The sequence below is a fragment of the Mycolicibacterium phocaicum genome, assembly GCF_010731115.1.
GTDB classification, from domain to species: Bacteria; Actinomycetota; Actinomycetes; order Mycobacteriales; family Mycobacteriaceae; genus Mycobacterium; species Mycobacterium phocaicum.
This window is the reverse complement of the sequence record NZ_AP022616.1, coordinates 5,333,761-5,356,107: the sequence shown is the minus strand read 5'-3', so window position 1 is coordinate 5,356,107 and position 22,347 is coordinate 5,333,761. Positions and strand designations below refer to the sequence as shown.

The following is a 22,347-nucleotide window of genomic DNA, read 5'->3' as shown; positions in this document are numbered from 1 at the left end:
GTCCGTCCTCACTCGACGAGCTTGGTCAGGCAGTACACCCGCTTCGGGGATGTGAAGACCATCGCCTTCGCCGCACTGGCACAAGCCGATTCATCGACGCTGCCATCCACGCGCTGGGCCACCTTGAAAACGCCCGTGTGCGAGTTCGCGATGGTCGGAGCCTGCGCGCAGTCGATGTTCTTGATGCTCTTGCCGGTGAGGTCGAGCGCGTAGCAGTCGCCCTCATGCAGGTTCAACGCGAAGCACAAGGTCGCGGCCTTGGGGTCATCCTGATTGCTGGTGGCGTAGAAGTACGGCCCCTCCGACGGCGCCTTGCCGTCCGGGCACAGTCCCTTCGAGGTCTCGCCCGCCAATTCGTAGACAGCGTCAGATGATTCGCAGCTGGTCGAGGTGAAATGGAACTTCTCGTAGTCAGCGTTCGTCACGCACTCCCCCGATTTCAGCTGGGTGCCGAACGCGGTGGTGTGCAGTCCTTTGCGAACCACGTTGGCGACGCCGCCGATGACGAACAAGACCACAACTACGACCACGATCCACACCCACGGCTTGACCCCTGACTTGCGCGGCGGCGGGTAGCCCGGCGGCGGGGTCTGCGGACCGTAGTACGGCTGCTGTTGTCCGGGCCAGGGCTGCGGATTCGGCGCCGGCCAGCCCGGCTGCGGCTGCCACGCGGGCTGTCCCGAAGCGGGCGGGATCGGTTGGCCCGGCGGGCTTCCCGACGGTCCGTTCGGCGGGGGATCCCATGGGCCTTGCTGCGGTGGCGGTTGAGTCATGGGCAGGTCAGTTCGGGGCCGACGTGCACAAGATGCCGTGCGCGGCTTTCGCGAGCGCACCGGTGGGGCCGGGGTCTGCCCCGTACTGCCCGGCCAGCGCGCCGACCACGTCGGGCCGTGACTGGCCACTGAACGCCATCTGACACGCCTGCAGCCCGGCCTGCAGGACCGCGTCGTCGTCACCGGGGAAACCGGCATTGCGCGCCTGGTTGATGAATCGCTGCTGTTCCGGCGTGACCGGTATCGGCCATGCCGATGCAACCCCCGCGCCGGCGACGGACAACACCGAGACTGCGGCAACCGCGCCGGCTGCCAGGCGAATTCTCACGGACATCTCTCCCCCAAAGTGTCTGATCCCGCGGGTCGCGGAACGTCAACATGACTGAGCCTAATGGCCCCGGACCAGTCCGCGGGACCGATATCCTTCGCTCCCCCTGCGGGCGGCCTCACACGCCGGCACCGCGCAGGGTCAGTATCTGCCTTGGCCTTGCGCCGCGATGTCGTACACGATGAGCGCGGACGAGAACTGGACGCTGACGGCCGGATCGGCCAGGTCCGCCGCGCACAGCGATTCGATGCGCCGCAGCCGCTGGGCGACCGTATTGGGGTGAATCAACAGCTTCTCGGCCGTTGCGGTGCGGTCCTGCTTACCGGCGAAGTGGGCTCGCAGCGTGGCAATGAGGTCGGTGCGGTGTTTGGCGTCGTAGTCGATGATCGGAGCCAGTGTCCGGTTGGCGAAGGCTGTCAGCTTGGCCGGGTCATCGAGCTGTAGCAGTAGACCGACGATACCCAGATCTTCAAGAGTCACAACGGAATCAGTGCGGCCCGAGCGCAGGGAGATCTCCAATGCACTCTTGGCGATCCGGTAGGCGTCGCCGTAATCGGATCCGTGGACGGGCGACACCGCGACGGTCGCTGAGATGTTCGGCGCGATCCTGGACAACTCCCGCTGCACGATGACTCCCGCAGACTCATCGCTATCACCTGGCCACAGCGCGACCAGGGTTCCGCCATGCATCGCCACCAGCGGGCGTGGCTGATGTCCCGATGCCAGCTCGGTGACGACGGAAAGCGCACGTTGCCACGCCCGGCGGGTGGCCGACTCACTGGGACCGGCCAGCGTGGCGACGACGGCGACGTGAGCGACGGACAGATCGTGGCCCAACCGTCGGGCCCGCTCCCGAATCTGGCCCGACAGCTGACCGCTGCCGGCCAGCACATCGGTCAGCAGCTCGCCGCGCACCCGTCGCTCGACCTCGGCTGCGGTCTGCATCCGCAGCAACTCCACCGAGATGACGATGGAGGCGTGCTCTACCGCCCGAATCTGCAGGGGGTCAAGCGAATCGGGCCCCCCGGGGAACCAGATGCGGGCTGCGACCTCGCTGCCCAGCCGCACCCGCGCGACGAGCCAGCCAGTCGAAGCGTCCTGATCGTCGACAACCTCACCGACCGTCGCCGAGGTCGCCGCGGACTCAGCATCGGCCGTCGCGGTCCGGACTGCGACGGCCGGGTAGTCGATGCCGTCGCCGGAGCGCGCGAGCTCGGTCTGGCGGGCGTCATCGATGAGCACGGGCCGGCCGATCAAGTCGCTCAACGCCGCGGCGATCCCGTTGACGCCTCCCGAGCGCAAGCTCACTGCGAGCAGCCGTTCGTGGATCTGTTCCGAACGCGCGAGCGCATCGCGTTGCTCGCGTAGCGATGTGGTCAGGGTACGCAGTTCATCGAGCCGGCGCGCCGACGTCACCGCGATGGCGGCATGGTTGGCGAGCAGGGTCAGCCGCTCGATCTCATAGCGGGTGAAGGTGTGCACCGAGGCGTAGTAGCCGTTGAGTGTCCCCAGCACCTCGGTGCCGGCGATGAGCGGCACGGCGATGATCGCCCGGTAGCCCTGCTCTTGTGCCACGCCGGCCCAGAGGGCGAATCGGGGTTCGATCCGCACGTCGCGGATGGCCACCGGTTCGCCGGTGTGGAAAGCGCGAGTAGACGGCGAGGTGCTGTCCAGCCGGATGGGGCGGTCGGAGTTCACCCGCCCGACGTACTCGTCCGACAATCCGCTCCAGCCCCGCACGAGCAGTTGCTCGCCGCTGTCGTCGGGGATGAGCACGCCGCAGAAGTCGAAGCCCAGCAGCGTGCGTGCGGTATCGGCGACGAGGCAGAGCACCTCGGCCAGATCGGTCTCGGCGCAGGCCAGGGCACTGAGGGTGCGCAACGCTGCCAACCACGTGACCAGTTCCGCCCCCGGCCGTTCGCGGCCCGTCGACGTCGTCATCCGATCAGTGTGCACCACAGTCGTATGTAGCCACACACATATTCAGCTAAAGAATATGTCTCGCACGACATTGAACGCGCGTGGCGCTGTGATGAGACTCATTGGCATGACCCAAGTCTCACCGGCCCCCACCGTGGTCACGGATGCGCCCCTCACCCCTACCCGCCATATCCTCAGCCCCGCCACCGGCGCGGTGATCGCCACCGTCCCCGAGCAGGGGGCGCGTGAGGTCGATGCCGCGGTGGCCAAGGCCCGCGCGGCGTTCGAAGACGGGCCGTGGCCCGCCATGGTCCGGAGCGAGCGCGCCAAGCTGCTGCTGCGCATCGCCGACGCCATCGAATCCGCGAGCGAGAAGCTCTACACCCTCGAGGCGCAGAACAACGGACGGCCGATCACCGAAACCCGGGCCCAGCTGTCCCGCGTACCGGAATGGTTCCGGTACAACGCCGGGCTGCTGGCCGCGCAACGTCAGGCCGTGTTGCCGGGCGACGGGCCCTACCTCACCTACCAACAGCGGTTACCGCTCGGTGTGTGCGGCATCATCACGCCGTTCAACCATCCGATGCTCATCCTGGCGCGCAGCCTGTCGGCCGCACTCGCCAATGGAAACACGGTGGTGGTCAAGCCATCTGAGCTGACACCACTGACGACGCTGGCCCTTGCCGAAATCGTCACCGCCGCCGGGCTACCCGACGGCGTGCTCAATGTGGTGACGGGCGCACGTGAGGCGGGCGTGCGCCTCACCGGCCATCCCGACATCGCCAAGATCACTCTCACCGGTGGCACCGAGGCCGGTAGATCGGCAGCGGTCGCGACAGCGTCCCGGTTCGCGCGCATCACCGCCGAGCTGGGCGGCAAGACGCCGGTGTTGCTCTTCGACGACGTCGACCCCCAGATCGCCGCCGAGGGCGCGGCCTTCAGCGCGTTCGTCGCGGCCGGCCAGTCGTGTGTCGCCGGATCGCGGTTCCTGGTGCAGCGCGGCATCTACGACGAGTTCGTCACCGCCCTCACCGCGCGGGCCCGGGCCATTCGGATCGGAGACCCGGCCCTGCCGGACACCCAGATGGGGCCGCTCATCAGCACCCGGCAGCGCGACAAGGTCACGGCGCTGATCCAGACCGGTGTCGATGAAGGCGCGACCCTCGCAGCCGGCGGCCAGATACCCGCACTGCCAAGCCCTTTCGACGGCGGCTTCTATCTCGAACCCACCGTGTTGTCCGACGCCACCATGGACATGACGGTCGCCCGCGAGGAGATCTTCGGGCCGGTCGCCGTGGTCATCCCGTTCGACAGCGAGCACGACGGCGTGCAGATGGCCAACGACAACCCGTACGGACTCGGCGCCGGAGTTTGGACAACCGATGTGAGCCGCGCCCACCGCGTGGCGGCGAGCATCAACGCGGGCATGGTCTGGGTCAACGACCACCACCGCCTGGAACCGTCCCTCCCCTGGGGCGGCATCAAGGAATCCGGCTCCGGAAAGGACGCCGGCACAGAGTCTTTCGACGACTTCTCCTGGGTCAAGACGATCGTGGTGCGCACCGCTGCCGAGCCCGTCGACTGGTACGGCGGGCAGCCCCAGCGCCGCCTCAACTGACCCCTGTTCCGACGGCCCGAAAGGTACATCCATGTCCGCAGCACGCTGGCATCACGACATCACCCGAACGCAGTGGCTGGTCCTGGCGGGCACCACGCTGGGCTGGGGCCTGGACGGCTTCGCCGGCAGCCTCTACGTCCTCGTCCTCGGCCCCGCCATGAACGAGCTGCTCCCGAACAGCGGCATCGACACCGATGCCGCTGCCATCGGGTTCTACGGCGGCCTGACCGTCGCGCTCTTCCTCATCGGATGGGCAACCGGCGGAATCCTTTTCGGCATACTCGCCGACTATTTCGGCCGTACCCGGGTGCTGTCGGCGGGCATCCTCACCTACGCGGCGTTCAGCGCGCTCGCCTGCTTCGCCGACACCTGGTGGCAGCTGGGCGTCCTGCGATTCATCGCAGGCCTCGGATCGGGCGTCGAGGCGCCGGTTGGTGCCGCCCTGATCGCCGAGACCTGGCGCAACCGATTCCGGGCCCGCGCCGGCGGAGTGATGATGGCCGGATACGCCGGTGGCTTCTTCATGGCGGCCGCCGCCTATGCACTGCTGGGTGACCACGGATGGCGCGCCATGATGCTGCTCGCCGGCATCCCGGCCCTGGTGGTGTGGTTCATCCGCCGCTATGTCCCCGAGCCACCCGAGATCGGCGCCCACTTGCAAGCACGTAAAGAACGGAAAGCACTGGGCCACAATCACGTCCACGATCGATTCGTGCTGCGACGCCTGTTCGGCCCGCCACTGCTGCACCCCATGCTGGTCTGCACCGCACTGGCCACCGGCGCGCTCATCGCGTTCTGGAGCGTGTCGACCTGGTACCCGCAGATCATCCGGCAGGTGACCAAGGCCGAAGGCCTCCCGTCCGGCGTGGCCGATCACCGGGTCGCGGTGGCCGCGATGCTGTTCAATGCCGGCGGCATAATCGGCTACGCAGCATGGGGTTTCGTCGCCGACGCGATCGGCCGCAGGAACGCCTTCGCGATCAGCTTCACGGTCTCGGCCGCCACCATCGCGTGGACGTTTCCGTTCGGCCGCAGTCACACCGAGCTGCTCATCGCGATGCCGCTGCTGGGCTTCGGTCTGTTCGGCGCCCTGTCAGGCACCTTCATCTACGGTCCGGAACTCTTCCCGCCCAGTGTGCGTGCCACCGCGCTGGCCGTGTGCAACAGCGTCGGCCGTTACGTCACCGCGCTCGGGCCTCTCACCGCCGGGGTGATCGCCTCGTCATGGTTCGACGGCAACCTCGGCATCGCCACCGCCTCGGTGTCGGCGGTAGGCCTGATCGCCGTCATCGGGCTGGCCTTCGCCCGCGAAACCCGCGGGGAACCCATGCCCGTCGACCAACCCACCACGCAAACCAGCCGGCTGAGCGAAAAGAGCGCGTCATGACCGAATACTCCACTGCTTCGGCGATCGTCGTCGGCGGATCCATCGGCGGCCTCACCACCGCACTGTTGCTGCGCGACTTGGGATTCCACGTCGACGTCTACGAACGCACCCCTACTCCCCTCGACGGTCGTGGCAGCGGCATCGTCCTGCAGCCGGACACCGTGCGCTGGTTCGCCGAACGCAGCCGCCAGCACATGGCCGACCTGCACACCGCCACCTCGTACGTGCAGTACCTCGACCCCAGCGGCGCCACCGTGCACCGGGAGCCCGCCCGCTGGACCTACACCTCGTGGGGCACTTTCTACCGTGCGCTACTCGCCGACTTCGGCACCGAGCACTACCATTACGGCGAATTCGCCTGTGGTTTCAGTCAAGACGAGCACACCGCCACCGTGCGGTTCGTCAGCGGCAAGACGGCCAGCGCCGACCTCGTCGTCTTCGCCGACGGCATCACCTCACCGGCTCGTGAGCATTTCGATCCCGATGCCGCGCTCACCTACTCCGGCTACGTGGGCTGGCGCGGAACCGTCCCGCTGTCCGAACTGACCGCCCACACCCGTGATGTGCTCGGTGATGCCATCACCTACACCGTGATCCCGAACTCCCACATCACGATGTACCCGATCCCCGGCGAGCAGAGCCTCGACGACGCCGACCGCTTGATGAACTACGTCTGGTACCGCAATGTCCCGGCGGGCCCTGAACTCAGCGAATTGCTCATCGACAAAAGGGGATTCGCCGGCTCGGTGTCGGTCCATCCCGGCCAGGTGCAGGACCGCTTCGTCGACGAACTGCGCACAGCAGCGGTGGCACAGCTGGCGCCCGCAGAGGCCGAGGTGGTCGTCAAGACCCCGCAGCCCTACCTGCAGGTGCTGTCGGATGTGCGGTCCGCGCGGATGGCTCTCGGCCGGGCGGCGTTGATCGGCGACGCCGCGTGTGCCTCCCGGCCTCATGCGGCCGCTGGAACCGCCAAAGCCGCCGCAGACGCCTGGGCGCTGGCCGAGGCGCTGTCCACCTCGGCGGGAGACATCGTGTCGGCCCTGGCCAAATGGGAACCGGCGCAGCTGCAGCTCAGCGACAACTTGCTGCGCCGAGTGGTGGACATGGGCGAACGCTCCCAGTTCCGGAACAGCTGGACGCCAGGCGACCCCGATCTGCGATTCGGCCTTTACGGCCCCGGACGCTAAAGCCCGTCACGACGAAAGGAATTCGACAATGACCGACAACAACTATCTGACCGATCTGCCGCTCGCCGGTGAGCTGGTGGCCACCGACTTCGAGAGCTGGCCGGGATGGCTCAAGACCGAGTTCGCCGAGCACGCCTTCGACGGAAACGTCGGATCCCGCCTGCTGAGCGAGGACTCCCGGGTTCGGGTGTGGGAAATCCGGCTGGCGCCCGGCGAGCGCTGGCACGCACACCGGCACGTGCTGGACTACTTCTGGACGGCAATCAACGCGGGCAGCAGTCGCCAACACACCCACGACGGCACCGTGCGCGAAGTCTCGTATCGGGCCGGTGAGACCCGCCACTTCCATTTCGGCCCAGGCGAATTCCTGCTGCACGACATCGAGAACATCGGCGAAACCGAGCTGGTCTTCACCACCGTCGAGCACCTTGACAGTGACAATGACGCGCTGGAGATTGCGCGATGAGCCCGCGCATCCCCGACGGGGTCATCGACGTCCACGCCCATTGGTTGCCCCGTGCCCTGTTCGTGTTGCCGCCCGGTGCCCCGTATGGCCCCTTGAACGACCGCGACGGCCAGCTGCACCTCGGCGACCTTCCGCTGTCGATCGCCACCGACGCCATGAGCGACGCGGTCGCGATCACCGAGGACATGGACCGCGCCGGCGTCGCGGTGCGCGTACTTTCCGCGCCGCCGTTTGCTTTTCCGCTCACCGGGGCCGGCGCCGAGTACGCCGTCGCCTTCAACACCGCACTGGCCGACGTCGTCGGAAAGTCGGAGGGACGGTTCCTCGGGCTCGGCATCGTGGCCCTGGGCGAACCCCAAGACATCACCTCCCAGTTGACCGCGCTGCGTGGCACCGCGGGCATCGTCGGCGTCGCGATACCGCCGGTGGTCGACGGCGACTCCCTGCATCGGGGAGCGTTGCGGCACATCGTCTCCGAGGCCGCGCGCCTCGATCTCGCCGTGCTGGTGCATCCCATGCAGATCGGCCGGCCCGAGTGGAGCGACTACTACCTGGCCAACCTCATCGGCAACCCTGTCGAAACCGCCACTGCGGTGGCCAATCTCGTGCTGAGCGGGCTCAAAGACGACCTGCCCGCGTTACGCATCTGCTTCCTGCACGGCGGCGGCTGCGCACCCGGCCTGCTCGGCAGGTGGGACCATGGCTGGCGGGCCCGTGCCGATGTCCGCGCCGCAGGCAGCCGATTGCCGTCCGACGTCGTGGCCGAGCTGTATTTCGACACCGTCACCCATGACGCGCCGCAGCTCGAACTGCTCAGGAAGGTCGCCGGTAAGGACAAGGTGGTCTGTGGCAGCGACTATCCCTTCGACATGGCCGAATCGGACCCGGTACGGTTCGCGGTCAAGTACGGACCCGATGAGGACGCATTGACCCGTGCGGCCCGAACCTTCTTGGGAGTGAACTGATGTCGACGCTCTTCACACCGCTGACCCTTCGCGATGTCACCTTCGCGCACCGCGCATGGATGTCGCCGATGATGCAGTTCTCCGGCAACGCCGACGGGCCGGAAGCCGGCACCCCGACCGACTGGCACCTACAGCACTTCGGTTCGCGGGTCGTCGGCGGCGTCGCCCTGGCGATGGTCGAGGCGACGTCCGTGGACCCCGCCGGGCGCAGCAGCGTCTACGACCTCGGGTTGTGGAATGACCGGCAGATTCCGGCATTCCAGCGTTTGACGCACTTCATCACCTCGCAGGGTTCGGTGCCGGGCATCCAGATCGTGCACGGCGGCCGCAAGGCGTCCACCGGGCGCCCCTGGCCGGACCCCAGCCGGACTCCCGAGTCCTGGACGACGCTGGGCCCCAGCGCCATTGCGTTCGGACATCGTCCCGTTCCCGCCGAACTCGACGTCGACGACATCGAGCGAATCGTGGCGAACTTCGCCGATTCCGCCCGACGAGCCGCCGCAGCCGGCTTCCAGGTGCTCGAAATCCACGGTGCCCACGGCTATCTCATTCACGAGTTCCTGTCGCCGCAGTCCAATATGCGCACCGATGCGTACGGCGGATCGCTCGACAACCGGATGCGATTCGCACTACAAGTCGCCGAAGCAGTGCGCGCTGCGTGGCCTCAGCACCTGCCGTTGTTCTTCCGGGTTTCCGCCACCGACTGGCTTGCCGGTGACACCGACGACCCACGCCCGGGCTGGACCGTCGAGGACACCGTCGCCCTCGCGGTCGGTTTGAAGAAAGCCGGCGTCGACCTCATCGACGTATCGACCGGCGGCGCGGTTCCCGACGCACGTATCCCGGTCGCCCCCGGCTATCAGGTTCCATTCGCGAAAAGGGTTCGCGCCGAGGCAGATATCCCCACCGCCGCGGTCGGAATGATCACCGAGGCCGAACAGGCCGAAGCGATCGTCTCCGGCGGTGAGGCCGACGCCGTCTTCGTCGCCCGTGCCCTGCTGCGCAATCCCAACTGGGTCCGCGACGCCGCGCAACACCTCGGGGTGACACTGCCGCACCCGCCTCAGTACTCACGGGGATTCGCATGAGTCCCCGCGGCGGGCAGTCTCACCTGCCCGCCTTACCGGCCAATCTGGCCCACGTGCTGGCCTGGGGCGTATCTCTTGCCTCGGCATGCACCGAGCCGGTGAACGACGGTGGCACCGCACCTACTGGAGCGGAAGTTCGACTCCGCGATCGCGCTCCGACCGCGGACCGAAGATGCGCCGGTCGCTCTCATTGATCCGCGCGTCGTTGATGCTCGCCTCACGGCGTTCCATCAAGCCGTCCGCGTCGAACTGCCAGAGTTCGTTGCCGTAGCTGCGCCACCACTGGCCCGCGGCGTCGTGCCACTCGTACTGGAATCGGACGGCCATGCGGTTCCCTCGGAACCCCCACAGCGCCTTGCGCAGGGCATAGTCCAGTTCGCGCTCCCACTTGGTGGTCAGGAACTGCACGATTTCCGCGCGACCGGTGACGAACACGTCCCGGTTACGCCAGACCGAGTCGGGTGTGTACGCCAGGGCGACACGCTGCGGGTCGCGGGTGTTCCAGGCATCCTCGGCCGCTTGCACTTTCTGAAGTGCGGTTTCTGTCGTGAACGGCGGGACGGGCGGGCGCTGTTCGCTCATGGTTCCTTCTTTCAACTATCGAGAACGTGCGTTCTCTACGCGACTCGACTATCGTAGGGAACGAACGTTCTCAACGTCAAGGATGGATTCGATGCCGGCGCCGATCAGCGAAGAGCAGAAGTCCCGCGACCGGGAAGCGCTACTCGACGCCGCCGAGGCGCTGTTCTACGAGCGCGGCATTCAAGCCGTCGGCATGGACGACATCCGGGCCGCAGCAGGGATCGCACTGAAACGCATCTACGGACTATTCGCGACCAAGGAAGAACTTGTCGTCGCCGTGCTGCAACGCCGTGACCGCCGCTGGCGCGGCAACCTGGCCCAGTACGTGGAACAGCACGAGGATCCACGAGAACGGGTCCTGGCGGTCTTCGACTGGCTGGGCCAGTGGTTCGCCGAGCCCGACTTCCGCGGCTGCGCCTGGGTCAACGCCTACGGCGAGCTGGGCACCACCTCGCCGGCCATCCTGGCTGAAGTGCGCGCGCACAAGCAGGCCTTCCACGACCAGATCACCGGCTGGGTCACGGCCGCCACCGATGCGCCCGCGGCACCCTTCTGCTTGTTGGCCGAAGGCGCGATCGTCGCCGCCGCCATCACCGGAGACGCCGCGGCAGCGCAGCGGGCCCGGGAAGCGAGCAAATCCCTCCTGGAATGAGGCCGTCAGAACGGCCGGCTGTTCGCCTGCCATTTGGCGGATTCCGGTCGCGGACCGAAGCGCTCGACATAGCGGTCGTGCATCTGCGACTGCTTCTGCCGCAGGACTTCGTCGATCAGGTTCGGGTCGAGGCCGTGCTGGCTCAGGCGGTAGCGACGCCACACCTTGTTGAGCACGAACGCCATCACGAGGGCCCAGAAGTAGATCGGCAGTGTCATTTCCGAGTGCACGTACACCGACGCCGGCAGCAGCCACAGCGGCGCCAGCACGAAGATCGGCGGGATGGCGTACCGGATCATGTGCCGGCGCACAGCGCCGTCGTCAGTCAGGTCCTGACGAACCCAGTCCTGCAGGTGATCCGGTAGACGGCGCCCGTAGGCGTAGGTGATGCGCTGCCAGAACGTCGGACTGTCGGCGGCCATGACGTCTCCTTTGACTGATCAGATCGACGAGCACCATGCTCTTCGTACCCTAATAGTTAGGACACTATCAATTAGCTCGCTATTCCAGTAGCCCAGCGGAGCGTGATGCAGGCCGCAGCTGAGCGCGACGACGCCGAACGGATCAGCCCATCGAGGTGGGCGCAAAATGTTAGGACCCTAATTGCGTAATAAGCTGAGCAACATGCCCGCTGCCTCGGAAGACGTCGACCCCTTGGCCCTGGAACGGCAGGTCTGCTTCGCACTGGCCATCACCAACCGTGCGGTACTCGCGATCTACCGGCCACTGCTCGAACCGCTCGGGCTGACGCATCCGCAGTACCTGGTGCTGCTGGCGTTGTGGGACAACGCAAAAGCCAAGCAGGACCCGTTGACCGTCAAGCAGATCGCCGCGCTGCTGCAGATGGATTCGGCCACGGTGTCGCCGATGCTCAAGCGCCTCGAGACGCTCGAGCTCATCCGCCGCACGCGCAGCGCCACCGACGAACGCACCACACACATCACGCTGTCACCGAAGGGCGTCGCGCTGCGTCGTCGCGCGCTCAAAATTCCGCCCGCGGTTGTCGAACAACTGGGCGTCGGCCTCGACGAGCTGGAACGCCTTCACGAGGTACTCACCAGAATCAACGCCGCCGCCGTTGCCGCCGGCACGCTGAGCACGTAACTTCGACCGCCGCTCAGGAAAGCAAGGCGCCGATGGCGCTCTCACGCACATTGGCCAGTAGCGCACCAGGGCCGTCGAAGACCTCGGCCATTCCGGCGGCACGCAATTCATCGCCACCCACGCCGCCGGTCAAGAGACCGATGGCGGTCACGCCCGCCCGCGCACATGCCTGCGCGTCCCAGACCGCGTCACCCACGAATACCACCTGCCCCGGGGCGACACCGGCCTTGCCGAGCGCCACCTTGATGATGTCGGGATCGGGCTTGGCCGTATCGACGTCGCCGGACATCGTGACCGCCGAGACCACGTCGTCACAGTCGAGGACCCCACGCGTCAGCTCGAGCTCGTCCTCGGGTGCCGAGGTGGCCAGGACCACCTGCAGACCCAGATCCGCCACCTTGCGCAGGAGCTCGCGCGCGCCCGGCAACGGCCGTAGCAATCCAGCCGCCTGATGGAAGTAGCGACTGTGCAGATGCTTGAGCCGGTGCCCGACTTCGTCGGGCACATCCGGACTCAGGTCATGGATCAGTGAGGTCCCGTCCATGCCGATGCACCGGTGCACGCGCCACGCCTCCACCGGCAGGGCTTCGTCGGCAAACGCGCGCAGCCACGCGTGTACATGTAGGTAATTCGAATCGACCAACGTGCCGTCGACGTCGAACAGAACCGCTGAGTGTTGCGCCATACCCAGGCGGTACCCCCGATCAGGGCCGCCTACGCAACGTGCCTGGCTAGTTGAGTCCGGAGGCCTGGGCGGTCGAATGGGCCGGCTTGGCCGCGCCGCCCCCGAGTCGGCTCACCACGTAGTCGGCAGCCCCGTCGGTGAGTCCGCGCGCCGGGTATGCACCGTGGGCGCCCTGATCGCCGCCGGTCGGCGAGCACACCGGATCCTCGGGGATGCAGATGTCATCGGTCTTGCCGACGTAGCGCGGGCCGACCGTGATGGGCGGCGCGCCCGTGTAGATCATCTGCAGGAATCCGCTCGACGGCTTCCCGAACAGGACAACGGAGGCCACATGGTCGGCCGTCGACGCCGGCATCGGCCCGGTCAGGCCCGGCGGCAAGGTGAAACCCTTCGGCACGGTGTCCTCGGTGATGTAGGCGGCAACCGCCGCACCCTGGGAGTGTTGACCGTCTCTCTGGATGGCTATCACGGGGTGGCCATTCGTCATTGATCTTGCCGATGTGATCGGTGGCGTGGCCCGCCGGCTTGATCTTGGTCGTGTGCACCATCAGTGTGATGAGGAACTGATGGGTCGCGCGGCACCCCGCTGAAGTCTTGGCGGGCTCGCAGGGTGCCGCGCTGTAGTGCACGGAGGCACCGATGGTGACGGTAGAGGCTGATCTGGTCTGCGTCGAGTCCCGGTTGGCGGCGGGGCTGATCAGATGCCCGGCGTGCTCACAGGGCGTGCTGGGTGGTTGGGGATTCGCCCGCAGTCGCCGCGTGGTGGGTCTGGCCGGTGCGGTTCGGCCACGGCGGGCGCGATGCCGATCGTGTCTGGTGACGCACGTGTTGTTGCCGGTCACGGTGCTGCTGCGCAGAGCGTATGCAGCCGAACAGATTTGGATGGCATTGGCTGCTCGCGCACAGGGGGTTGGGCATCGCCGGATCGCTGCTCGACTCAACGTGCCGGCGACCACGGTGCGGGGCTGGCTGCGCCGGGCCGGCGGCCGACTGGAGGCGATCCGGGCGTGGTTCATTCAGATGGCGGTGCTCATCGGGATCGACGTGACGATCCCCGAGGGGCAAGGCTGCGGCTGGGGTGAGGTGGTGGCCGCGGTCGATGCCGCGGCGGTGGCGATCGGGCAGCGGTTCGGGCCGGCCGGGTTGGTGGGCGCGGTGACGCCGGTACAGGTGATGGTCGCGGTCAGCGGCGGCCAACTGCTAGCACCGGGCTGGCCGACGACGCGGCAGACGCCGTTCGCAACACCAGTTGCCCCTGATGCGCCACGTGGGAATCGGTGATCCTCGCGAAGGCACCTGCCCGACAAATGGTTTCGGGTCGGGCCATCGAATGTGTGAGGAGAAACGGTGTCGTTGGAAGAACACAAGCGTCGCGAGCGGGTCCAGGCGATCGGCTTGTTCCGGTATCAGCTGATCTGCCCCGCCCTGGAGGCCGGGTTGTCGACCAAACAGCGTGGCCGACTGGTCCGCGAGATCGCGCAGCGCACCCATGTCGACCCGTTCGGCACCCGGGTGCAGATCGCACGACCGACCCTGGACCGCTGGATCCGGCGTTACCGGGCCGGCGGGTTCGAAGCCCTGGTGCCCGAGCCGCGCCGGCTGGCCACCCGCACCGACGTCGGGGTGCTGGAGCTGGCCGCCTCGTTGAAGCGGGAGAATCCGTCACGCACCACCGCCCAGGTGGCCCGCATCCTGCGCACCGCCACCGGCTGGGCGCCCTCGGAATCGACCCTGCTGCGCCATTTCCATCGCTGCGAGCTGATGGGCCCGGCCGCCGGTGGCGCCAGGGAGGTGTTCGGCCGGTTCGAAGCCGCCGACCCCAACGAACTGTGGGTCGGCGACGCTCTGCACGGTCCGCGGGTCGGTGACCGCAAGACCTACCTGTTCGCCTTCCTCGACGACCATTCTCGGTTGGTGGTCGGTCACCGGTTCGGGTTCGCCGAGGACACCGTGCGTCTGGCGGCCGCGCTCAAACCCGCGCTGGCCGCCCGCGGCGTGCCAGCCTCGATTTATGTCGACAATGGTTCGGCGTTCGTCGATGCCTGGCTGCTGCGGGCGTGCGCGAAACTCGGTATCCGACTGGTACATTCGGCGCCCGGGCGCCCGCACGGGGCAAGATTGAACGGTTCTTCCGCACCGTGCGTGGGCAGTTCCTCGTTGAGGTCACCGACACCACCACCGAGGACCTCGCCGCCGCCGGGGTCGACCACACCGGTGCGCTGTTGGAGCTCAACCGGCTGTTCATGGCCTGGGTCGAGACCGAATACCACCGCCGCACCCATACCGAGACCGGGCAATCCCCACTGGAGCGCTGGGACACCGGCTGGGACCGCCTTGGTCACACTCCGGAGTTGCCGACGGCGGCGGATCTGACCGAGGCGTTCTTGTGGTCGGAATTTCGGGTGGTGACCAAGACCGCCACCGTCTCCCTGCATTCCAACACCTACCAGGTCGACCCCGCCCTGGCCGGGCGCCGCGTGGAGCTGGTGTTCTCCCCGTTCGACCTGCAGACCGTCGAGGTCCGCCACCGCGACCAGAGTTTCGGTGCCGCGACACCGCACACCATCAGCCGCCATGCCCACCCGAAAGCCCGACCCGAGACCGTCGAGACCCCGCCGGCAACGACGGGGATCGATTACCTGGCGTTGACCGCTGCCGCCCATCACGAGCAGCTGCGTGAGGATGAACGTATCGGCTATCACGCCCTCTACGGAACCGACTCCGACGGCGACCAGGTCGCCGCTCAGCTCTCGATCACCGACCTCGCTCCCACCGAGGACGAGTTCGAGGACGGGGTGTCGGCGTGAGTATTCAACGGTTGCAATCACATTGGGGCTTCACACGGATGCCGTTCGGGCGGGATCTGGCGCCGTCGATGCTGCACCGCCACCCCGGCCACAGCGAAGCGATCGCCCGCATCGGCTGGTGTGTGGACCAATGCGCCATCGGCGTCATCACCGGCGAAGTCGGCGCTGGCAAAACCGTCGCGATCCGCGCGGCAGCCGCCTCCTTGGATCCGGCGCGGCACGTAATCATCTACCTCGCCAACCCCACCATCGGGGTGCGCGGCATGCTCACCCACATCGTGGCCACCCTCGGGCACACCCGGCGTTTCACACCGCCCGGCTGGCTCCCCAAGCCGCAGACGCCTTGGCCGCCGAGCACGCTGAACGTGGCCGCAACCCCGTGTTAGTCGTCGATGAAGCCCACCTGCTCGACAACCATCAACTCGAAGCGATCCGGCTGCTGACCAACCACGACATGGACAGTGGTTCACCGTTCGCCGTGGTCCTGGTCGGGCAACCCACCCTGCGGCACCGACTGCGTCTGGGTGTTCTGGCCGCGTTGGATCAGCGCATCGCCGTGCGCTACACCCTGCCCGGCATGACAGCGGCCGACACCGCCGACTACATCGGGCATCACACCAAGATCGCCGGCCGCTCCGATGCGCTGTTCGCCGACGACGCGATGACCCTGATCCACAACGCCTCCCGTGGACATCCGCGTGCGGTCAACAATCTCGCCCTGCACGCGCTCACGGCCGCGTTCGCCGCCGGGCACTCCATCGTCGGGGAGAAAGCCGCCCGCATCGCCATCAGCGAAACAGCAACCGACTGAACCCGATCCGCTTCACCACGGCGACGACCACGTCACCGCGACGAGGATCCCGTCACCGAGATCACAAACGCCCCGCTCGCCACAGTCGAGCGGGGCGTTCTCATCAGTGCATCGTCATCAACACCGATGACGCCGACATCGTCATCTTCAACGACGGCCAACAGGGAGTAACCACCGAGCACGACCTTGGTGTTCGGGCACGCGTTCGCCGTGGCCATGACTTTGTTTCGCGCATCGATCACGCCGTCGGCGGCGGTGGCGAAATCAAGGGACGCCGGGTAATTGACCGCGTACGCGTCCACCGACTTTCCCGGCGCCTTGGCGCGGAGCGCATCCACGAACGCCTGCCCGACGCCACCGACACCTGCCGGCTCAAAGGTGCCGCGGGCGAAAACCACCTGCACGTCCGGGCACGCCTCCGCAGCAGCATGCCCGGCAGCGGCGACGCTGCCTGCACCTGCCACGATCAACGCCGCCGCACCGACAGCCATCAACGATCGATCATTTCGCTTCATCTGGACGCGCCCCCAACTCGACATGAAAGTCGCAGGGGCGATGCCCCCGCGGTCACCTTATTCATCTCTACCCCATCCGCATCGGTCGAATCCTCCGCGGCCGCGTGATTCACACCACGTGCCCCAGTCCGCACAACGAAATCGGCTGGCCCGAACCAGAACTCGCCGTGGCAGACGTGCAGCTACCCCGTCAGATATCACTGACGGGGTAGCTGTGAGCACTGGCATCAGACGGACGCGAGGTCCGATTCGCGCGGTACCGGCTTCGGCCACGGCTGCGGAATCGGGCGCTGACGCACGCGCTGCGGCCACCAGAACCAGCGTCCGAGCAGGCTGGCGATCGACGGCGTCATCAGTGACCGGACCACGAGGGTGTCGAACAGCAGACCCAGACCGATGGTCGTACCGACCTGGCCGATGATGATCAGCTTGCTCACCGACATGGACATCATGGTGAAGGCGAACACCAGGCCTGCCGAGGTGACGACCGAACCGGTGCCCACCATCGCACGGATGATGCCGGTGTTCAGCCCGGCGTGGATCTCTTCCTTGATCCGGGAGACCAGCAGCAGGTTGTAGTCGGCGCCCACCGCCAGCAGCACGATGACCGACATCGGCAACACCATCCAGTGCAACGGAATACCGACGATGTGCTGCCAGAGCAGTACCGACAGGCCGAAGGCCGATGCCAGGCTCAGTACCACGGTGCCGACGATCACCGCCGATGCGACGACCGCACGGGTGAGGACCAGCATGATGATGAAGATCAGGATCAGCGCTGCGGCCGCGACGATCATCAGGTCGTAATCGGCACCGATCTGCATGTCGTTGTACATGGCTGCGCTACCACCGAGATAGATCGAGGAGCCCTCGAGCGGGGTGCCCTTGATCGCGTCGGCCGCGGCGACCTTGAGCGGCTCGATACGCGAGGTACCCTCCGGCGTCAACGGGTCACCCTGATGAATGATGGTGAACCGCACCGCATGTCCGTCGGGCGACATGAACAGTTTGAGCCCACGCTGGAAATCGGCGGTCTCAAAGGCTTCCGGCGGCAGGTAGAACGAGTCGTCGTTCTTGGCCGCGTCGAACGCCTCACTCATCGCGGTGCCGGTCTTCTGCATCGCGATGGTCTGATCCTGCTGCGCCTTCTGCATCTGGTACTGGTTCAGCAGCACCTGCTTCTGGTGCTTCATCGACGCGATCTGTTTGGGCATGGTCGCGACCATCTTGGGCATGAGGTCAGCCATGCGCTGCATGTCGGGAACGATGGCCTGGAAGTCATCCGAAATCAAGCTGATGCCGTCGATGCTCTCGAAGACCGACCGCATGGACCAGCACACCGGGATATCGAAGCAGTGTGGCTCCCAATAGAAATAGTTGCGGATGGGCCGGAAGAAATCATCGAAGTCCGACATGTGATCTCGAGTGTCACCCATGTCATCCGAGGTGGTCTTCATCTTGTCGGCCATGCGCTGTGACACCGCTGCCAGATCTGTCTGAACGCTCATCATCTCGGTCATGGCGTCGATGCTGTTCTGCAGATCGTCGGCCTGAGAGAGCAGATTGTTCAGATTGGTCTGCGTGTAGTCGTTGTTCATGAGCTGCGTGGAGCCGCTCTGTCCCACGGTGTACGGGATGGTCGAGTGCTTGATCGGGTCACCGTCGGGTCGGGTGATGGTCTGCACCTGGGCGATGCCGTGCACGTTCTTCAGCGCCTTGGCGATCTTGTCGATCACCAGGAAGTCGGCCGGGTTCCGTAGGTCGTGATCGGACTCGACCATCATCAGGTCCGGATTCATCTTTGCCTGCGAAAAGTGCCGGAACGCCGCGTCATAACCGACGTTGGCGGCGACGTCCTTGGGCAGGTAGATGCGGTCGTTGTAGGTGGTTTGATAGCCCGGCAGCGCGATCAGACCGACCAGTGCGGCCACCACAGCACCGACCAGGATGGCGCCGGGCCAGCGCACCGTTGCGGTGCCGACCCGATGCCACCCGGCGGTTCTCGTGTTCATCCGGGGTTCGAGGACCCGGCGGAAGCGGGTGCAGACCGAGATCACCGCCGGCCCCAGGGTCAGCGCCATCGCGACCACCATCACCATGCCGATGGCCAGCGGGAAGCCCATGGTCTGGAAGTACGGCAGCCGGGTGAAGTGCAGGCACAGGGTCGCGCCGGCAATGGTCAGGCCCGAGGCCAGCACCACGTGTGCGGTGCCGTGAAACATGGTGTAGTAGGCCGATTCTCGGTCCTCACCGGCCCGCCGCGCTTCCTGATAGCGGCCGATCAGGAAGATGACGTAATCCGTCGCGGCGGCGATCGCCAAGGTCACCAGCAGGTTGGTGGCGAAGGTGGTCAGCCCAAAGACGTTGTGGTAGCCCAGGAATGCCACCAGCCCTCGCGCCCCGGACAGCTCGAGCACCACCATCACCAGCACGATCAACGTCGCGATGACGGATCGATAGACCATGAGCAGCATGACCGCGATGACGGCGAAGGTGACCCCCTCGATCAGCTCCATGCTCTTGTCACCGACGGCGTTCTGATCGGTGCTGGTCGCCGCGGGGCCGGTCACGTAGGCCTTTACCCCCGGCGGAGCGGGACTTTCGGTGGCAATGTGGCGCACCGCGTCGACCGACTCGTTGGCCAGCGTCTCACCTTGATCACCGGCGATGTAGACCTGAACGTACGCCGCCTTGCCGTCGCGGCTCTGGGCGCCCTTGGCAGTCAGCGTGTCGCCCCAGAAGTCCTGGACGTGCTGTACGTGGGTGGTGTCGGCGCGCAGATCGCTGACCATCTTGTCGTAGAACGCATGGGCGTCGGCTCCCAGCGGCTTATCGCCTTCGAGCACGATCATCACCGAACTGCTGGTGCGGTATTCGTCGAATACGTTGCCGACGCGTTTGGTGGCGATCATCGATGGCGCGTCGTTGGGGCTCATCGACACGGCGCGCAGCTTGCCGACTTCCTCGAGTTGCGGGACGACAGTGTTCAGTGCGGCGATGACTCCGATCCAGGCCAGGATGATCAGCACGGCGAATCGTCGGAGGAACCGCGGTATTCCCTTGTGCCCCTTGCTCTCCGCCACCGGGATGGCGTCGGTCTGGGCCTCGTTGGCCGGCGCGCTCATGCGGCCTTCACAAAGCAGAAGGTTTCGGCGTTCATACCGGTGGCGGTCCTCTCTTCTTTGACCACGTCATCGACACTGACCCGGCAGCTGATGCTGTTGCCGTCGCCCTGGGCCAGGATGTTGGGCTGGACCGAGGGCAGGGTGGTCTGCAGGACCAACGTCCACGGCAACGACACCCCCGCGGCGCGCTGCGGCTTGCCTTCGAGGTCCATGTAGTTGATGACGGCCGTGCTACCCGTGCCGAAGATCTCGTACTTGACGAATTTGGGGTTGAAATCCTCGGCGTTGTCCGAGCTCTTCTCGGTGATGACCACGGGATTCGAGCCGAATACCTGTCGTACGTTCGACACGATCACCACACCGGCGGCGACCGCGACGATCACCAATAGCGGTAGCCATGCCCGCCGAAACACTCTCGTCATCGCTGCCTTCTTCAGAAGTTGCCGACCGCGCGGTCGTCGGGCATGCGGAGACGCACCACCGTTGGTGGGCCCCCGTACATCTAGCTAGGTAACCTAACGGAAAAAGTGGATAGAGTCCATCCATTTAAATGTCGTCTTCGTTACAACCAGGCTCAGGCCTGCCGCATTCCCGCCTGGCGCATAGAAATGCAACTGGCGCCTAAACACCTTGTACAGCAAGGTATTTCGAGCGCAAATACTCAGCTGTTGGAAGCGAAATCCCAGACTTGCATGTTGCCTGCCGGGTAGCTCAGGCATACGTCGGTGGCCTTGGCGACCACACCCTTGTTGTTGAAGAACACCTTGGCCCAGTTGCCCCAGTGGGTGGCCACCTGTTCGTAGTACACGTTGGTGGCGGTGTCCTCGGAGTACTGCCGGCGAGCGGCCGAGTCCAGCGAGAAGAACCAGTGGATGCGGTCTTGGGCCATCTGCTGGATGTCGACCGGCCGGTTGTTCCGATCGATCATGTAGCGCTGGTAGTAGACCGGACTGGTGTCACGTACCGCCTGCAGGTACTGCTCGGCATCGCAGGTGGTGTTGATGATCCGGCGCGGGATCGGGTAGTCGTCGGTCGCATCAGCGGCAGCCGGGCCCGCCGTCGACAGAGCGCTCGCCGCGAGGCCGAGCGCCATGGCGGCCACACCAGTACGGAGCGATCGAGGCATCATGCGCGAGCTCCCGCCTGCGACTGATGCGCGGCGTCTTCCAGTACCGAGCGCTTGTCGGGGCAATAGAAATCTATTGCGGCACCGAGGAATTGCCAGTTCTGCTCAGTGGCGTTCTGCCGGGACAGGTTGGTGGCGACGAACTTGGCCGACTGATATGCGTCATGGTCGACGTTGTTGTCCAACCGTTGGCAAGCGATCTTCCCCAGCCAGGCGTTGTAGTCCTTCGGGCCATAGATCCCGTAGGTGTGCAATTGATTGGCAAAGTCTGTATCGGGATCGGCGTATGCGGTTCCGGAACCGGACACCGCCGCGACGATTCCGATAGCGGCGGCGGCCAACGCAGGTACGGCCCGGTGATGTCGTGTCATGCTGCGCGCCCTCCGATCGCGGATCACCACAATCGTCAGCCGATCGAAGTGCTCGGCATGAAACTATTCAGGAAAGTGGATGAAGTCAATCCACTTACCTGAATGGTGTCCCGGATTACACTGCGGGGGTGATGACCCGCCCGACCACAGATCGACCGTTGCGCAAGGATGCCGTGCGCAATCGTCAACGCGTGATCGACGCGGCCCGCGACCTGTTCGCCACGCGAGGCCTGAGCGCGACGCTCAACGAGGTGGCCCATCACGGCGGCATCGGCGTCGGCACGGTATATCGCAGGTTCCCCACCAAGGACGACTTGATCGAGGCCATCTTCGAGGACGCGATCGACGAGGTCGCCGCCTTGGCCGATTCAGGACTGGAATTCGACGACTCCTGGGCGGGGTTCACCTGGTTCGTCGAACAGATGGGCCGGCAGACGGCCACAGATCGTGGCCTGCGAGAAATCCTGTACAGCAAGGGCGGTGGCGGCAACCGGGCGGATGCGGCCCGTACCCGCCTGGTCCCGAAGCTCGCGAAACTTGTTGAGCGGGCCCAGAAAGACGGCCATCTGCGCCCGGGTATCACCGAAAGCGACATGCCGATACTGGGCCTGCTCGCCGGCACCGTCAGCGAATTCGCCGGGCACGTCGACCCCGAACTGTGGCGACGCTACGTGGCGATCTTTCTTGACGGTCTGCGCAATCGCGATGGGCAGGCCCCACTGCCGGTCGAGGCCCTTGACGAAGACCAGGCTGCGATCGCCATGACCACGTCGCCGCCGGAATCCTGCTTCTTCAAGGAGTAGCGGGCGGAGGCATCGCCAACATCCGGCAGGAGAC

The 22,347-nt window shown here is 66.1% G+C and carries 21 protein-coding genes and 3 pseudogenes; 12 read left to right on the top strand and 12 right to left on the bottom strand.

The genetic code is table 11. From position 1 onward, the window contains the following. Positions 1 to 8: 8 nt before the first annotated feature. The 3 genes from G6N46_RS25785 to G6N46_RS25775 all read right to left on the bottom strand — a co-directional run bounded on the left by G6N46_RS25785 (position 9) and on the right by G6N46_RS25775 (position 3,042). Positions 9 to 773 (bottom strand): hypothetical protein, encoded by a 765-nt coding sequence (locus G6N46_RS25785; protein WP_138250230.1) that lies wholly within the window; start codon positions 771 to 773, stop codon positions 9 to 11. 7 nt (positions 774 to 780) lie between these two features. Next, a complete protein-coding gene (locus G6N46_RS25780) occupies positions 781 to 1,101 on the bottom strand; it encodes a DUF732 domain-containing protein (RefSeq protein WP_163693022.1) in 321 nt (106 codons plus the stop codon). 141 nt (positions 1,102 to 1,242) lie between these two features. After that, positions 1,243 to 3,042, bottom strand: coding sequence for a helix-turn-helix domain-containing protein (locus G6N46_RS25775; protein ID WP_138250232.1), 1,800 nt, complete (start codon positions 3,040 to 3,042; stop codon positions 1,243 to 1,245). A gap of 106 nt (positions 3,043 to 3,148) precedes the next feature. Here G6N46_RS25775 and G6N46_RS25770 point away from each other — a divergent pair, with 106 nt between their 5' ends. Genes G6N46_RS25770 through G6N46_RS25745 form a run of 6 tightly spaced genes read left to right on the top strand, consistent with a single transcriptional unit; the run spans position 3,149 to position 9,732 of the window. Continuing rightward, positions 3,149 to 4,639 carry an aldehyde dehydrogenase gene (locus tag G6N46_RS25770; RefSeq protein ID WP_138250233.1) on the top strand — a complete coding sequence of 497 codons (1,491 nt, stop codon included), beginning with the start codon at positions 3,149 to 3,151 and terminating at the stop codon, positions 4,637 to 4,639. Between the two features lie 31 nt (positions 4,640 to 4,670). After that, entirely contained in the window at positions 4,671 to 6,026 is a 1,356-nt protein-coding gene (locus tag G6N46_RS25765) for an MFS transporter (RefSeq protein ID WP_138250234.1), read from the top strand. Next, a complete protein-coding gene (locus G6N46_RS25760) occupies positions 6,023 to 7,213 on the top strand; it encodes an FAD binding domain-containing protein (protein WP_138250235.1) in 1,191 nt (396 codons plus the stop codon). The genes G6N46_RS25765 and G6N46_RS25760 overlap by 4 nt, the downstream gene beginning before the upstream one ends. 28 nt (positions 7,214 to 7,241) lie before the next feature. Beyond that, a complete protein-coding gene (locus tag G6N46_RS25755; protein ID WP_138250236.1) occupies positions 7,242 to 7,679 on the top strand; it encodes a cupin domain-containing protein in 438 nt (145 codons plus the stop codon). Further along, the gene (locus G6N46_RS25750) at positions 7,676 to 8,644 is read left to right on the top strand and encodes an amidohydrolase family protein (protein WP_138250237.1); all 969 of its coding nucleotides are present in this window, start codon (positions 7,676 to 7,678) and stop codon (positions 8,642 to 8,644) included. The genes G6N46_RS25755 and G6N46_RS25750 overlap by 4 nt, the downstream gene beginning before the upstream one ends. Then, complete coding sequence (locus G6N46_RS25745; RefSeq protein WP_138250238.1) at positions 8,644 to 9,732, top strand: NADH:flavin oxidoreductase/NADH oxidase; 1,089 nt, start codon at positions 8,644 to 8,646, stop codon at positions 9,730 to 9,732. The genes G6N46_RS25750 and G6N46_RS25745 overlap by 1 nt, the downstream gene beginning before the upstream one ends. A gap of 120 nt (positions 9,733 to 9,852) precedes the next feature. On the opposite strand, the gene G6N46_RS25740 is transcribed toward G6N46_RS25745, so the two are convergent. Beyond that, positions 9,853 to 10,314 (bottom strand): nuclear transport factor 2 family protein, encoded by a 462-nt coding sequence (locus tag G6N46_RS25740; RefSeq protein ID WP_138250239.1) that lies wholly within the window; start codon positions 10,312 to 10,314, stop codon positions 9,853 to 9,855. Positions 10,315 to 10,405: 91 nt separating this feature from the next. Here G6N46_RS25740 and G6N46_RS25735 point away from each other — a divergent pair, with 91 nt between their 5' ends. Then, entirely contained in the window at positions 10,406 to 10,966 is a 561-nt protein-coding gene (locus tag G6N46_RS25735; protein ID WP_138250240.1) for a TetR/AcrR family transcriptional regulator, read from the top strand. A 5-nt stretch (positions 10,967 to 10,971) separates the two neighbouring features. On the opposite strand, the gene G6N46_RS25730 is transcribed toward G6N46_RS25735, so the two are convergent. Further along, complete coding sequence (locus tag G6N46_RS25730) at positions 10,972 to 11,388, bottom strand: DUF5313 domain-containing protein (protein ID WP_138250241.1); 417 nt, start codon at positions 11,386 to 11,388, stop codon at positions 10,972 to 10,974. Positions 11,389 to 11,590: 202 nt separating this feature from the next. Here G6N46_RS25730 and G6N46_RS25725 point away from each other — a divergent pair, with 202 nt between their 5' ends. Further along, positions 11,591 to 12,070 carry a MarR family winged helix-turn-helix transcriptional regulator gene (locus G6N46_RS25725; RefSeq protein ID WP_138250242.1) on the top strand — a complete coding sequence of 160 codons (480 nt, stop codon included), beginning with the start codon at positions 11,591 to 11,593 and terminating at the stop codon, positions 12,068 to 12,070. A gap of 13 nt (positions 12,071 to 12,083) precedes the next feature. Here the strand turns inward: G6N46_RS25725 and G6N46_RS25720 are convergent, their stop codons facing one another. Beyond that, the gene (locus G6N46_RS25720) at positions 12,084 to 12,755 is read right to left on the bottom strand and encodes an HAD family hydrolase (RefSeq protein WP_138250243.1); all 672 of its coding nucleotides are present in this window, start codon (positions 12,753 to 12,755) and stop codon (positions 12,084 to 12,086) included. Positions 12,756 to 12,801: 46 nt separating this feature from the next. After that, positions 12,802 to 13,203, bottom strand: a pseudogene (locus tag G6N46_RS25715) (cutinase family protein); the annotation flags it as partial. 191 nt (positions 13,204 to 13,394) lie between these two features. On the opposite strand from G6N46_RS25715, the gene G6N46_RS25710 reads away from it, so the two are divergent. The 3 genes and pseudogenes from G6N46_RS25710 (at position 13,395) to G6N46_RS25700 (ending at position 16,373) form a co-directional block, all read left to right on the top strand. Further along, positions 13,395 to 14,036, top strand: coding sequence for a helix-turn-helix domain-containing protein (locus G6N46_RS25710; RefSeq protein WP_064859029.1), 642 nt, complete (start codon positions 13,395 to 13,397; stop codon positions 14,034 to 14,036). 66 nt (positions 14,037 to 14,102) lie between these two features. After that, positions 14,103 to 15,562 (top strand): annotated as a pseudogene (locus tag G6N46_RS25705) (DDE-type integrase/transposase/recombinase). A gap of 38 nt (positions 15,563 to 15,600) precedes the next feature. Then, positions 15,601 to 16,373, top strand: a pseudogene (locus G6N46_RS25700) (ExeA family protein). Positions 16,374 to 16,405: 32 nt separating this feature from the next. On the opposite strand, the gene G6N46_RS25695 reads toward G6N46_RS25700, so the two are convergent. From G6N46_RS25695 to G6N46_RS25675, 5 genes are all read right to left on the bottom strand, one after another. Continuing rightward, positions 16,406 to 16,888, bottom strand: a complete 483-nt coding sequence (locus G6N46_RS25695) for a cutinase family protein (RefSeq protein WP_268950090.1) — start codon at positions 16,886 to 16,888, stop codon at positions 16,406 to 16,408. 227 nt (positions 16,889 to 17,115) lie between these two features. Next, positions 17,116 to 20,013, bottom strand: a complete 2,898-nt coding sequence (locus G6N46_RS25690) for an MMPL/RND family transporter (protein ID WP_138250257.1) — start codon at positions 20,011 to 20,013, stop codon at positions 17,116 to 17,118. Next, complete coding sequence (locus G6N46_RS25685; protein WP_073693563.1) at positions 20,010 to 20,435, bottom strand: MmpS family transport accessory protein; 426 nt, start codon at positions 20,433 to 20,435, stop codon at positions 20,010 to 20,012. The genes G6N46_RS25690 and G6N46_RS25685 overlap by 4 nt, the downstream gene beginning before the upstream one ends. Positions 20,436 to 20,674: 239 nt before the next feature. Then, the gene (locus G6N46_RS25680; protein WP_407665206.1) at positions 20,675 to 21,139 is read right to left on the bottom strand and encodes a DUF5078 domain-containing protein; all 465 of its coding nucleotides are present in this window, start codon (positions 21,137 to 21,139) and stop codon (positions 20,675 to 20,677) included. Then, complete coding sequence (locus G6N46_RS25675; protein ID WP_138250264.1) at positions 21,139 to 21,510, bottom strand: DUF732 domain-containing protein; 372 nt, start codon at positions 21,508 to 21,510, stop codon at positions 21,139 to 21,141. Before G6N46_RS25675 ends, G6N46_RS25680 begins: the two co-directional genes overlap by 1 nt. Positions 21,511 to 21,641: 131 nt before the next feature. Here G6N46_RS25675 and G6N46_RS25670 point away from each other — a divergent pair, with 131 nt between their 5' ends. Then, positions 21,642 to 22,313, top strand: coding sequence for a TetR/AcrR family transcriptional regulator (locus tag G6N46_RS25670; protein ID WP_138250265.1), 672 nt, complete (start codon positions 21,642 to 21,644; stop codon positions 22,311 to 22,313). Positions 22,314 to 22,347: the final 34 nt, after the last annotated feature.